Genomic DNA, 13,972 nt, shown 5'->3' with positions numbered 1-13,972 from the left:
TAGCTACAATTGCATATGGCAGTTCCTTGTATTAATTGGATTGCAATAATCTTGCCAATTGCTAATGGGTCCACATGCTAATGAGGATTGCACAACAGTTTTAACCGACAAAGAAGACACGTATTTCACCTACTCGAGATCATGCTCGGAATAAATAAAAGACGTATCCATAGAATATTCGAGGACCCTAAACTTGTGCCCCAACAACTCAATAAGCTATATTATCGCTATACGAATGAGGGGTACAATTCTGAAGGTGAAGATTTCATCTCACAAGATTGGGACAATTTATTAATACTTGATGCTTGCCGCTTTGATTCTTTTAAAGAACTCAATTCCATTGAAGGAGATCTGCAGGCTAAAAAATCTCGGGCTAGCAGTACTGTTGGTTTTTTAGATTCTAACATTAGCAACCGTGAGTTGCATGACACTGTGTATGTCTCAGCAAACCCTCAATTAGAGTGGAAATCTGAACTTTTTAGCCCAGACTTCCATGATGTCATTCATGTTTGGAAAGAAGATGGGTGGGATTCATCAAAAAGAACGGTGCTTCCATCTACGGTGAATGAGTTTGCAGTGAAGGCAAACGAAAAATATCCGAACAAACGGCTTATCATCCACTATCTACAGCCACACTGTCCATTTATTGGTAAAAAAGGAGATTCATATACTGATGGTGGTGGAATTGATTTCTGGCCAAAGGTTCGAGCCGGGAAGATAGATACGCCTGTGGACGTTCTGTTTGATGCTTATCATGAGAATTTGGAAGTTGTATTAGAAAGTGTTGAAAAGTTGACTGATATGATTGGCGGAAAAACCGTTGTCACTTCAGATCACGGGCAACTAATTGGCGAACGTTCCTTCCCGATTCCATTTCGGGACTTTGGGCATCCTCAAGAGACATTCGTTAGTGAACTAGTTAATGTACCATGGCTTGAAATAGATGGTGATAGAAGGGCAATTAAATCCGAGTCTCCTCAAGGATATGACAAAAATATTGAAGATGATGTGATAAAAGAACGGTTAGAAAATCTCGGATATCGAGCATAGAATTCACTGATGAAAAAGTCAATTTTCCAATTGGCCTCTATCGCTCTTATTGGCGGTATTGTTGGTCGTGGATTTAGATACTCTCTTGATGTCGTGATTTCAAGAGGACTTGGTCCTGATGCTCTTGGAGTATTTACCTTTGGACTGGTTATCTCCCAATTTGTCATAATATTCTCTAGATTAGGACTAGATCAAGCAGTTCAAAAATTCATACCAATTTACTTGGACGAATCTCCAGAGAAAACAACAGGTGTTGTTGTGTTCTCAATTGGAACACCAATCCTGCTCTCTACCCTCATATCATCTATACTTATCTTGAATCTAGATATGTTATTGTCGATCCTCGGTAGTGGCCAAAGAAATATTCTCTTCATCTTTTTTGCAGGCCTTCCAATATTGGCAGGGTTTGAAGTTGCAGTAAATGCAACAAAAGGTTTTAAAGAAACAAAGTACGCAGTCTTTGGGGATAATATCGTCAGGTCTGGCCTTGCACTAGTGCTTGCATACGTATCATCATTCATTTATAATGACTTAGTGGCTGTTGTTATCGGATATTTTGCTGCGACAACAATTGGTCTATTTGTCATGTTGTTCTCAATCAAATCTCTTGGAGGATTCAATTCTAAACCAACCACTTTTGAACCGAGAAAATTGTTGAATTTTTCTTTGCCATTAGTACTGTTAGCTGCAGGTGGTCGTCTAGTTTCGTGGGCCGACGTCATGATATTGGGCGTATATGTTTCTAATGTAGAGTTAGGTTGGTATCAGGCTGCATACCAAACTTCAGCTCTTCTGTTGATTGTACTTCATGCAGCGAACAGTATTTTCCCGGCCTTGGCTTCCGATCTGTACGAATCAGGTCAGATGCAGAAACTTCAACAAATATATAATACAACAACGAAATGGATTGCTCTTCTATCAATCCTTGGTTGTATGTACTTGATTGTCTTTTCAAACGATATTTTGTCAATCTTCGGAGAACCAACCACCCAAGCAAATAACATCCTTTCGATTTTGGCTGTTGGTCAAATGATTAGTGCGGCAGTTGGTCCTGTAGGATACCTGCTCGTAATGAGTGGGAATGAGCGGGTAGAAACAGCGAATACAATAATTGTCGCAACTATCAATATTTCTTTGAATATTTTCTTCGTGCAGACGCATGGCGCTCTGGGGGCAGCTATCGCCACCGGAATTTCGTTCACAATTTACAATTTTATTCGATTGATTCAGGTATGGTGGTTGGCTCAGATAAAGCCATTTTCACTGTTTAATCCTGCAAGTGTTATTTCACTAGTCTTAGCGCTAGTTACTCTTGCATTGGTTGTGTATCTCCCACTAGACGGGGTTTTTCTCGCAATGGTTGCTGGATTCTTGACTCTCTCTGTGTTTGCTTTGTCTAATTATATCCTAGGATTTGAGGAGAAGGACAGAGTCATATTAGAGTCAATTGGTTGATTATAATTTATATGAGGAACTGTCCGGTTAACCCGCAAGATGGTGTCCGACCTCCAAGCGATTGATGCGGTCGCTGAAAGTAATATTAATTACTGAACATTGTAAACCGCTTACGATGCTCAACCGACCGGCTTACACAAAAATTATCGAAACGGTCGACCCATATTCTCAACGTACGACACCCCTTTTCGATCACGTTTCGATCTGTGTAGTCGCCTTGACCGTCCACAACTAACCAAGAGAACGCAGTTTGAGGAATGGATCCACGAGAAACACCGTTTAGGAGCAATCTTATCTCTTGCGGGGTTATGGAGAAACACAGTCGCCGGATCAGTCCCGTGATTTTTGAACGGTGTGACACCATGACATATCTCTGTGTCGAGGCCTTTTGGAGCGTACATCAAGACGACTCACCGTTGATTTTGACAGCGGTCTCGTCAATCGCGTCCCATCTCGTGCGCCTTTGTTGGGTCTGTAACGCCGTTAGATAACCGATGCACCACTGAAAATTGCTTAAGATAATTGTTATATCCAAGTAGATGTAGAACCGCATCTATTTCTCTGAGCGAAAGTTCCGCAGCGCGGGGTCAGACGACAAATACTCTGACGGCGTCCCCAGCAACCGAATCTTTCTGATACGTGAACGAGACGCCTCGAGTCTCGTTAGCGTCGCTGTCCGTCCCACTACCACCATTCAACTGTGTAGTGTCGAGATTCTCTGTGAGCTGGTCTCTGTGCAGCATTGAACAATAGATCTTCGGCTTGCTCGCCCCTTATTTAGACACTGCTATGTATGGGGGCTATTCATGCTTATTTATAATTTTGTTCACGATATCTACAACCTCATCTTTTACTTGTTTTGACCTATTTAGGTCTGCTTGAGTGGCTTCTTGCCCTACAGAATCGATATAATTCATGATTTCAATTGTATCACGACTATGCAAGACACGTCCCTGTTCAACCATTGAACGATCAACCGACAAAAGCTTGTTCGGGAAAAACGATACTGCTGGTATCGACATAGATGCGGCTTCTCGAGCCATTGTACCGGATCCAGTTAATACACCATTCGAATGCCATGCGAGTTGAAGACCATCTAGAGCGTTCTGTGGTACAAACACTTGATTTTGCGAGTACTCTACTGCATAGTGTTCATCACCTCTACCACGAGGTAAGTAGACGACATTATGACCGTTCTCAATGGACTTTTCAAGTAAATCGGGGACTAGTGAATTTTCAGAATCAACATAAGTTGCGTCAAGAGCTTCCGGACGAAGTACGATGTAGGTTTCGAATGGCAATCTGTCCAAAAACCTGGGGTCCGGCTCAAAATCAGCAACATACACATCCTCTTTGTATCCCTCATATGTGAATATATCATCACGGTCGGCATGCCATTTTGTCAATTCGCCGGTCTCAAACGCTGATGGGACAATATTATATGTTGCCAATGATTCCAGCTGGTTGTATCTCTCTTCATATTTTACTCCATCTTGATGAGCAGTAATGTCATTGTCGGTGAAGTTAATTGAGGGCACATTTCGAGCTTTCGCTGCGAGGATACACATGGCATTCCGTGAGCATAGTGCGATGTCTGCATCCGGCGCCTGAAACGCCAGTTGAGCTGTTCGAGCGGGAATCCCAGCAATCTTTAGCCACTTCTGAGAGAAATCCCGACCGACGACTTCGAAATCGAAATCAACTTCTTCAGCTAAATCAACTGTCTCGGTTTTCTTACGAACGGTCGTTTTCACATCCGACTTATCAATATGCTTAGCTAGCGATGCAAAAAAGAACGGATGTGACGGACTGACGAGGTCAATCCACGCTGTATTTTGGTCATTCATAGATTTATCGTCAAATTTGGCGGTAATTGAAACCCGCATCACTCCACTCATTTTTGTTCAGATGTGCCATAGTGTCCAAAATTAAGTTTCCATCCATAAGCTTAGACATTCGAGTTGGTGATAACTGCGCATACTCTGTGTGATCTGTTGTGAGGACTAGAGCTTCGGCGCCACGAACTGCCTCGTCAAGTGGGACGAGATCCAGCGTTTGGTCGGACACACATGGGTCATGAATTCGAACATCGATATCATCGATTCCACCATCCGTTGCTGTTACCTCGTTCACTCCCAAAGACTTTCTAGCCTGCAACTCACGTGCAAGTTTCAAGCCAGGGCTGTTTCGCGTGTCGTCAACATTACCCTTGTACGCGACACCTAAAACCGCGATTCGTGAATTGCTCAAAGTTCCTAACTCCTCCCCCAGAAGTTCAATTGTGTAGTTAGACATGGAGTCATTAATCTCTCGGGCTGTTGAAACGAGATTGAGATTGTTGGACTCTTGGCCTAGGAACCACGGATCAACGGGGAGACAGTGACCACCCACACCGGGCCCTGGGTGATGAATATTCACCCGTGGATGGTGGTTCGAAAGCTGGATTGCCTTGCGAGAATCGATATCATATTCGTCTGCCAACATAGCAAGTTCATTTGCGAGTGCGATATTTGTATCACGGAATGTGTTTTGGGCAAGCTTCGCAAATTCAGCGGTCGTCGGATTTTCTGTAGTTCGAATCTCTCCCTCAACGAAAGAGTCGTATAGTTCGACCGTTCGTTCAGTTGACCGTCGATCAATGCCCCCAATTACCCGATCGTTTTCTCTGAGTTCAGCAATCATGTTCCCTGGGAGTACTGTCTCAGGACAATGTGCTAACCCAAAGTCTCGGCCTGCAACTAACCCTGATTTTTCTAGTTGCGGTTGCAACACCTCTTCCGTGGTCGTTGGGGGGACAGTTGATTCGAGAATAACTAAGTCATCTTCTTTTAGAAGGTTACCGATAGTCCGCCCAGCTGCAGCCACATTTCCGAGGTCTGCTTGTTTTTTTGTGTCATCGAACGGTGTCGGTACACAAATGATGTGAATGTCTGCAGATACGGGCTCAGACTTGACTTTGAGTCTCTCCGAGTCAATTGCTTCAGTTGCAATTTGCTGAAGGCCCGGTTCATCAAAGTGGACCTCTCTCCTCCTGAGGGTAGATACTACTTCTGGATTGGTGTCAAATCCGACTACATCGTAACCAGAGTGAGCGAATATTGTGGCTGTTGGGAGTCCAATGTAACCGAGACCGTGGATACAGATGTCTGTCATTAAACTGCCTCCTGTTGTTGTGACTGTATAATTGTTTGCAAAATCATTTTTGCAGTTGTTCCGTCTCCAAAGGGATTCTCCCATCCACGCTCTGTTTGTATCATCATGTTTGTAGTCTCCACAATTTCGTGTGGTGCTGTCCCAGCGAGGCAGTTCGCACCAACGTCAAGCGTTTCTGGCCGTTCAGTATTTTCCCGGAGTGTCACACAAGGAACATTAAGTACACACGCTTCCTCTTGGACTCCCCCTGAATCAGTGAGTATTACTTTTGCATTACTTTGTAATTGCAGAAAGTCAAGGTAGTCTTGCGGAGGAATAATTTGGGTATGTTCCGGGATTTGCAGTCCGAACTCTTCCAACTGCCCTCGTGCACGGGGATGGATTGGGTACAAGAACTCAACACCAAGTTCTTCACCAACACGCTCAACACCCTCTAAGAGATTCATGAACGTGTTCTTCTCGTCAACATTCTCCGCACGGTGTGCCGTTAAAAGCCCATACTCGGTGTCGTTCAATCCGAACTCTTCAAGCACCGAACTCTTTTGAGATGCCAATTCACGGTTTTGATGAACAGCATCGACAACCGTGTTACCTGTAACGTATATTCGGTCTTTGGGGAGGCCCTCTTCTAGCAGGAGTGCTTCGGACTGTTCTGTTGGTGCGAAGAGGTAGTCTGCGGCATGATCTGTAAGCACACGATTTTTTTCCTCGGGCATATCACGGTCAAAGCTCCGGAGACCAGCTTCAACATGTCCGACCTCACAGTCCAGTTTTGTCGCTGCGATGGTTCCTGCCAGAACAGAATTGGTATCTCCTTGTACAAGAACGACGTCTGTACCTTCCTCAAGTAGGATTTCTTCGATACCGATAATCATCTCTCCAGTCTGCTCCCCGTGAGATGCAGATCCGACAGCGAGATTATAATCTGGCTGTGGAAGTTCCAACTGGTCGAAAAAAACCTCGTTGAGGTTCTTTGAATAATGCTGGCCGGTATGAATGACGCTGTACGAAGTGCTACGTGCTTCACAAGCTCGAATAATTGGTGCGAGCTTGATAATCTCGGGCCGAGTGCCGAGAACGATAGTGATGTGCGGAGATTGTGTGTTCATGGTCTGAAGTCGTGTTTGAGTTCGGTGATCATGTTCGAAATACGGTTCAAAATAAGGCCCACAAAGACGCCGAGGACGCCGAGAATCGTAGTAAATCCTGCGATGAGCACCTTGCCGGGGTAGAATACTCCTGAGACTTGGTAGATGAGGATTGTATCTAGTCCGTAGAGTGTTCCAGCGACAGTCAAGACCACTCCTGGAACGCCAAAGAAAATTAGTGGGTGTCGGTCACGAATCAGCTGGAGTATGAAAGTTGCGACAGTTAGACCGTGACGAAGCGGGTTGTATGTTTGCCCGTCGACGCCCTCATACCGGACATCGATTGGTGCTTCTTCAATTTCCAGCCCTTTGTCAACAGCATCACCAATCATCTCGCTTTCGACCCCCATGCCTGAGGTTGTAATCGAAAGACGTTCAACTGCAGTCGGCGCGAACGCACGGAACCCACTTTGCGTGTCCGTGAGATTCTGTCCACTAGAGCCAGCGGTTAGGAAGTCCAGTACTCGTTGGCCGAATCGCCGGTAGAGGGGTGTCTCGTCGTCTGGGTTCTGATCGAGATACCGGCTCCCAATAACGAGGTCACTTTCCCCTTCCAGAATAGGTGAGACGACTCGTGGGATATCACGAGGGTGATGCTGGCCGTCTCCATCAAGAATCACAAAGGCGTCACACTTAGTGCGTCGAACGTGGTCGAAGAGTGTCTGGACTGCAGCACCCTTCCCTTTGTTTTCATCGTGGATAATGACTGTTGCACCGGACGCACGAGCAATTGAAACCGTATTGTCTGAACTGCCGTCGTCGACGACGACAACTTTGTCAGCATAATCCTGTGCAGCAAGGATTGTACTCCCAACCCCCACCTCTTCATTGTATGCTGGAATCCCAACCACCACGATGGCATCTTGAGATTGTGAAGCCGTTTTTGCTTCAGAAACAGTCTCACGGTGCTCATTTCGTGCGTTTCCATTTCTCAGTTCTGGCTCTCTATTCTCTCGAGTGCTTGAGTGCAAATCTATTTTCCCCTTTTCGGTTGTTCCCGTTTTTCATACTCTATGTGACCCTCTCAGTGACTGTCTCAAGGTAAGACAGCCTTTCCAAATAGATATTCTCGCTTGCTACCATCAACACATCAATAATAATATAAAGAGGTTTTGTCTGATGAGTCCGACGTGCGTGAAGACAAAAATCTCAAAGTCATCCTGTCGGGTCTAGTCAACGCGTTCATGATTTTCGACGTCTGCACAGGCAATCTGAACTCACACAGATGGATAGATTGGTCTCCGCCCGAGCGAATACTTATGGTATCTCTCGCAATCAGGAACCACTGAATCGACAACACAGCAAGATTGTAGTTCCAGTACGAATAGCCACAAGGTGTGAATATCTCTTCCGCTGTCATCCTTGCAGCAGGCGAGGGTACCCGCCTACGTCCACTCACGAAGCACCGACCGAAACCGATGCTCCCCGCGGCAAACAGACCAATCCTTGAGTACGTTCTTGACGCACTCATCGACGCTGGCATTGACGACCTCCACCTCGTTGTTGGCTACAAAGCTGACAGAGTCCAGAACCACTTCGGCCCAACGTACCGCAACCGTAACATCACATACCACCACCAGCACAAACAGCTCGGAAGCGGCCACGCTCTCTTACAGGTCGCCGACACGCTGGACTCGGACTTCCTCGTCGTCAACGGTGACCAACTGATTCACCACGAGATGGTCACGAGTGTTCTACAAGCACACACAGTCGAGGACGTTGCTACCCTCGCTGTCGTTGAAAGCGACGACGCACCAGAATACGGTGCCGTCCGGATGGATGGTGACAGAATTTCCGAACTCGTCGAAAAGCCACACTCCGATAGCTATCGACTACTCAACGCAGGTGTCTACGCGTTCGCACCATCATTCTTCGCCGAGGTCGAATCAACACCACGCCAACACGGTGAACTATCCCTCTCAGACACCATCGCCGGACTCACCAGTACTGAGGGTCCAGTCCGTGGCGTTGTCACTGACGGTGTGTGGCAAGATGCGACTTACCCGTGGGATCTTCTCGCTCTCTCCCAAGCGATTCTGAACACCGATGACCTCATCGACGAACCAGAAACCAGCGACGGTGTCTACGTCGACGCTACTGCGACCATCCATGACGATGCAACCATCCAAGCACCAGCAATTATCGGACCTGACTGTGTCATCGGACCTCAGGTAGTCATCGGGCCAAATGTCTCGCTGGGTCGGAACGTCACGATCGAAGCCGGTACTGTCATCCGTGACTCTGTCATCGACAGTGACACACGAATCGGACCAAACGTCACCGCAATCGATACCGTCACTGGTCAAGGAGTCCACCTCGGTGCTGGAAGCTGTATCCCTGGTGGCAAAGCAGACGTTAGAATCGGAACCACGATTCACGAAGGCGTTAACCTGGGCGCGGTCATCTCCGACCGTGCTCACCTCGGTGGCGGCGTAACAATTCATCCAGGTATCCTTATTGGTCCAAATGCACACATTTATGCCGGAACATCAATAGGTAGGAATATCAGAGAGAACTCTGAGGTGACAAATTAAATGTGCGGCATTATCGGTTACGTCGGTCCCGCTACGAATCCGGACGAGGTCCTCATGTCTGGACTCTCAAGCCTCGAATATCGAGGATACGACTCTGCAGGAATCGCCGTGGCAAACGGTAACCTCCGAATCAAGAAACGAGAGGGAGAACTGAACGCACTTGAGGACGCCGTCGAACAGTACTCGTTCAGCGGCAACGTCGGCATCGGCCACACACGTTGGAGTACCCACGGCCCGCCCTCGGACTACAACTCTCACCCACACACGGACGAAGACGAAACCGTCGCCGTCGTCCACAACGGCATCATCGAGAACTACCAGGCACTCCGTGACGAGCTTACGGCCGAAGGCATCGAGTTTACGAGCGACACAGACTCCGAAGTCGTCCCACACCTCGTCGCGAAATACCTCGATGAGGGTGACGACCCGGAAAGTGCCTTCCTCCGAGCTGTCGACCGACTTGAGGGTTCCTACGCCCTCGCTTGCGTCGTCGCTGACGAGGACGCAATCTTCGCCGCACGTAACGACTCCCCGCTCGTCCTCGGTATCGGCGACGACGGCTACTATCTCGCCTCAGACGTTCCTGCCTTCCTTGAGTACACGCGCGATGTCGTCTACCTCGACGATGGCGAATTTGTTACCCTTCGCCCCGACGACTATACTGTCACCACAGCCGATGGGGCCACCGTCGACAAACAGGTCAAAACTGTCAACTGGAGTGCCGAACAGACTGGCAAGAGTGGCTACGACCACTTCATGCTCAAGGAGATTAACGAGCAGCCGACCTCACTTCGACAATGTCTGAGTGGTCGCGTCGACGAGCTCACTGGTGAGATTGCTGTCGAGGAACTAGATGACCTCGACACCCCAAGTGCCGTCCAGTTTGTCGCCTGCGGTACCTCGTACCACGCATCGCTCTACGCCGCAGCACTTCTTCGCGATGGTGGCGTCCCGGCCACGGCCTATCTCGCAAGCGAGTACGCGACAGCAAACCCACCAATCCCCGAGGACACTCTCGTCGTCGGTATCACTCAGAGCGGAGAGACCGCAGACACGATGAGTGCACTCCGTGACGCCAAGAGCCGCGGTGCGGAGACGCTCGCTCTCACGAACGTCGTCGGCAGCACGGCCGCTCGCGAGTGTGACCACGTACTGTACATCCGAGCCGGTCCAGAAATCGGCGTCGCAGCGACGAAGACGTTCTCCTCACAACTCATCGGGGCAAATCTCCTTGTCGAGAAACTCCTCAGCGAAACCGACACCCACCGTGAACTTATCACGGCACTTCGAGACCTCCCAACCGACGTCCAGACGATTCTCGACGAGTCGAACGCCGAGGAGATTGTCGAGCAGTTCCTCGACTCGACAGCGTTCTTCTTCATCGGCCGTGGCCTACACTTCCCGGTCTCGTTGGAAGGTGCACTCAAGTTCAAGGAGATCACATACGAACACGCCGAAGGGTTTGCAGCAGGCGAGCTGAAACACGGCCCACTCGCGCTTGTCACCGCCAACACACCCGTCTTTGCCGTCGTCACGGGGAACGACGAAAGTGCCCAGAAGACCATTGGGAACATCAAAGAAGTGGAAGCGCGGGATGCACCGGTCGTCGTCGTCACCGATGGTGAGTCTGACGCCGAACGCTATGCAGACGCTGTCCTTGAGATCCCCGAAACCAACGAGCGAATGGCACCCCTCCTCGCGAATATTCAACTCCAGCTTGTCGCGTACCACATGGCAAACCGGCTCAACCGGTCGATTGACAAGCCGCGGAACCTTGCGAAGAGTGTGACCGTTGAATAGGTTGTCAAAGCTCCGGCCTAAGCAATAGATTCAAGTACTAACACATCTGCTGTCCAGACAGTCTTGTTTTGCAATACTTGCCAAGACTAGTCTTGTAACTCCTTGATTACCTAGTATTCCCTATGATATCATAATCTAATATGATATATAATAATTCCCGGGCCAATTTTGGACTTCCCCATACCGAGCGTTTATCTGCCACTCTTGGAAACCCGGAGTCATGTTTGGCACAAGCGGTGTCCGTGGTCCCATCGGAGAAGACGTCACTGCAGCACTCGCCCTTGCAGTCGGACGTGCGCTTGCAAGCGAAGGAACACAACGAGTTGTCGTCGGTCGTGACCCTCGTGAGAGCGGCGAGGTACTGCGTGATGCACTCGTTGCCGGCCTTCGAGAATGCGGTGCTGATGTCATCGATCTCGGCCAAGCAGCAACGCCGACAATTGCTCGAAGCGTGAGTTGGTACACAGCCGACGCTGGTGTCTCTATCACTGCGTCACACAACCCGGCACCTGATAACGGCCTCAAACTCTGGAACCCGTCTGGACAGGCATTCGATACAGAGCAACGAGCAGCAATCGCTGAACGAATCGAGACTGAAGACTTCGACCTCAAACCGTGGGACGAACTCGGAACCGCCCAGTCGGATACGACTGCACAAACCCGCCATGTCGACGCGCTTACAGCGAAACAAAACTCCCTCAACGGACTCTCAGTCACCGTTGACGTCGGTAACGGTGCTGGCCAGGTAACTGCTGATTCCCTCTACGAACTCGGCTGTGACGTCGAGACACTCAATGCCCAACCCGATGGTCGCTTCCCCGCACGTCCGAGCGAACCAACGGCAGAAAACTGCAAGCGATTGTGCCAACACGTCGCCGCAACTGACACAGACCTCGGAATCGCACACGACGGCGACGCAGACCGTATGCGTGCAGTCGACGAGACCGGTGAGTTCCTCTCTGGCGACGCCCTACTCGCGCTGTTCGGTATTCACGAGGCAACTGAAGGGACTCGCATCGCAGCTCCGGTCGACACAAGCCTCGCAGTCGACGACGCTCTCGCAGACTGTGGCGCGTCTGTCACCCGAACTCGCGTCGGCGACGTGTTTGTTGCTGAAGAAGTGACTAATTCCGACGTCGTCTTCGGTGGGGAGCCAAGCGGGGCATGGATTTGGCCTGACGAAACGCTCTGTCCCGATGGCTCGCTCGCTGCCGTGAAACTGGCTGCACTCGTTGCCGACCGTGGCCCACTCTCAGAGCTTGTCGATTCTATCGAGCAGTACCCGATTCGACGCGACAACGTCGACGTCGATGACAAAACAGAGGTGATGAACGCTATCCGAAATCACGTCCTTGAGGAGTACGACAACGTTTCGACTATCGACGGCGTCCGAATCGAGATGGGCACTGGTTGGATCCTCATTCGAGCGAGTGGGACACAACCACTGATTCGACTGACTGCAGAAGCACGCAACAGCAAACACGCTGATACCCTTCTCACTGAAGCACGAACGCTACTCCAGCGGTTCTGCTAACCAACGTAGGGTCCGACCACTTCACCCACTCATGACCGAAGATTGAACATAGTTCTAATCTCACACACTTGTATGCGCCTCATCTTACTTGGTGTCGGACAGGCCGGTGGGAAAATTGTTGACCGCTTCCTCCAGTACGAACAACAGACAAATCAGGACTTCATCGTTGGCACCGTTGCACTCAACACCGCCCGTGCAGACCTCCGTGGGCTCGAGCACATTCCGGACCGTCGCCGACACCTCTTCGGACAGACCGAAGTGAACGGCCATGGTGTCGGTGCCGACAACGAACTCGCGACCAGACTGACAGTCGAAGACGCACAGGAACTCATTCGAGCGACTGACGACATCCCGACCTCCAAAGCTGACGCGTTCCTCGTCGTCGCCGGTCTCGGCGGTGGAACGGGAAGCGGTGCTGCGCCCGTCATCGCACGTGAGTTAGACCGAATCTACGCACAACCAATCTACGGTCTCGGAATCCTCCCTGGGACGGATGAAGGGAGTATCTACACGTACAACGCCGCTCGTTCGTTCCAGACGTTCATCGACGAGGTAGACAACCTCCTCTTGTTCGACAACGATGCGTGGATGCAGTCGGGTGAGGATGTGACGAGTGCCTATGACTCGATGAACGAGAAACTGGTTCGACGGCTGTCGGTCATCTTCAACGCGGGAGAAGTCTCTGGCTCGGATGCCGTTGGTGAGAGTGTCGTCGACTCCAGCGAGATTATCAACACGCTCAAAGGTGGCGGTGTCACGACAATCGGATTCGCCTCGAGTGAACTCCCGGACGACAGTTCCTCAGGATTCAGTATTCGTGGCCTTCTCGGCTCGTCGACACCGAAGCCCGACGAAGTAGAGGCTGTGAGCCGGATTACGACCGCTGCACGACGGGCTGCCCGTGGACGCCTCACACTGCCTGCTGATCTCTCTAGTACCGAGCGTGCGCTCGTCGTCGTGAGCGGCCCACCAGCGTGGTTGAGTCGAAAGGGAATCGAACAGAGCAGCCAGTGGCTCGAAGAAGAGACTACTAGTATGGAAATTCGCGGCGGCGACGATCCGCAGCCATCATCGAAGTATGTCTCTGTCGCTGGGCTTTTCTCTGGCGTCACAGACATCCCACGGCTCAAGCAGCTCCAACAGCAGGCCATGGAGACCGATGAATGGCAAGAAAACCGGGATGAGGTCTCTGAGGAGAACCTGGAGACGTTGGTTGAGGACCCAACTGACCGCCTCGATTCACTCTTCTAGCGTACCCAGTCAAAACGTCTCAGCGCGAGCACGTACTCGAACCTGTC

The 13,972-nt window shown here is 50.0% G+C and carries 10 protein-coding genes; 6 read left to right on the top strand and 4 right to left on the bottom strand.

The genetic code is table 11. The features are described 5' to 3' along the window. The first annotated feature begins 195 nt into the window (after positions 1–195). On the top strand, positions 196–1,050 hold the full coding sequence (locus BLR57_RS19000) for a hypothetical protein (protein WP_139173356.1): 855 nt from the start codon (positions 196–198) through the stop codon (positions 1,048–1,050). Positions 1,051–1,059: 9 nt separating this feature from the next. Next, on the top strand, positions 1,060–2,505 hold the full coding sequence (locus BLR57_RS13915) for an oligosaccharide flippase family protein (protein ID WP_089698550.1): 1,446 nt from the start codon (positions 1,060–1,062) through the stop codon (positions 2,503–2,505). Positions 2,506–3,305: 800 nt separating this feature from the next. Here the strand turns inward: BLR57_RS13915 and BLR57_RS13910 are convergent. Genes BLR57_RS13910 through BLR57_RS13895 form a run of 4 tightly spaced genes read right to left on the bottom strand, consistent with a single transcriptional unit; the run spans position 3,306 to position 7,777 of the window. Then, entirely contained in the window at positions 3,306–4,403 is a 1,098-nt protein-coding gene (locus BLR57_RS13910; RefSeq protein ID WP_211603272.1) for a DUF354 domain-containing protein, read from the bottom strand. Next, positions 4,363–5,658: a nucleotide sugar dehydrogenase gene (locus tag BLR57_RS13905; RefSeq protein WP_089698544.1), complete on the bottom strand. Its 1,296-nt coding sequence runs from the start codon at positions 5,656–5,658 to the stop codon at positions 4,363–4,365. The genes BLR57_RS13910 and BLR57_RS13905 overlap by 41 nt, the downstream gene beginning before the upstream one ends. Then, positions 5,658–6,767 (bottom strand): non-hydrolyzing UDP-N-acetylglucosamine 2-epimerase, encoded by a 1,110-nt coding sequence (gene wecB / locus BLR57_RS13900; RefSeq protein WP_089698543.1) that lies wholly within the window; start codon positions 6,765–6,767, stop codon positions 5,658–5,660. Before wecB ends, BLR57_RS13905 begins: the two co-directional genes overlap by 1 nt. Beyond that, positions 6,764–7,777, bottom strand: a complete 1,014-nt coding sequence (locus tag BLR57_RS13895; RefSeq protein ID WP_244510035.1) for a glycosyltransferase family 2 protein — start codon at positions 7,775–7,777, stop codon at positions 6,764–6,766. The genes wecB and BLR57_RS13895 overlap by 4 nt, the downstream gene beginning before the upstream one ends. Before the next feature lie 366 nt (positions 7,778–8,143). Here BLR57_RS13895 and BLR57_RS13890 point away from each other — a divergent pair, with 366 nt between their 5' ends. The 4 genes from BLR57_RS13890 to BLR57_RS13875 all read left to right on the top strand — a co-directional run bounded on the left by BLR57_RS13890 (position 8,144) and on the right by BLR57_RS13875 (position 13,925). Beyond that, on the top strand, positions 8,144–9,340 hold the full coding sequence (locus tag BLR57_RS13890) for a sugar phosphate nucleotidyltransferase (RefSeq protein WP_089698541.1): 1,197 nt from the start codon (positions 8,144–8,146) through the stop codon (positions 9,338–9,340). Continuing rightward, on the top strand, positions 9,341–11,140 hold the full coding sequence (gene glmS / locus BLR57_RS13885) for a glutamine--fructose-6-phosphate transaminase (isomerizing) (protein WP_089698539.1): 1,800 nt from the start codon (positions 9,341–9,343) through the stop codon (positions 11,138–11,140). It begins immediately after the preceding gene. A gap of 220 nt (positions 11,141–11,360) precedes the next feature. Then, positions 11,361–12,674 carry a phosphoglucosamine mutase gene (gene glmM, locus BLR57_RS13880; RefSeq protein WP_089698537.1) on the top strand — a complete coding sequence of 438 codons (1,314 nt, stop codon included), beginning with the start codon at positions 11,361–11,363 and terminating at the stop codon, positions 12,672–12,674. A 72-nt stretch (positions 12,675–12,746) separates the two neighbouring features. After that, positions 12,747–13,925: a tubulin/FtsZ family protein gene (locus tag BLR57_RS13875; protein ID WP_089698535.1), complete on the top strand. Its 1,179-nt coding sequence runs from the start codon at positions 12,747–12,749 to the stop codon at positions 13,923–13,925. Positions 13,926–13,972 lie beyond the last annotated feature (47 nt).

Origin of the sequence: Halogranum gelatinilyticum (genome assembly GCF_900103715.1) — an archaeon.
Taxonomy (GTDB): Archaea; Halobacteriota; Halobacteria; order Halobacteriales; family Haloferacaceae; genus Halogranum; species Halogranum gelatinilyticum.
Note: the sequence above shows the minus strand (reverse complement) of the source record. Positions and strands in the feature narration are given on the sequence as shown.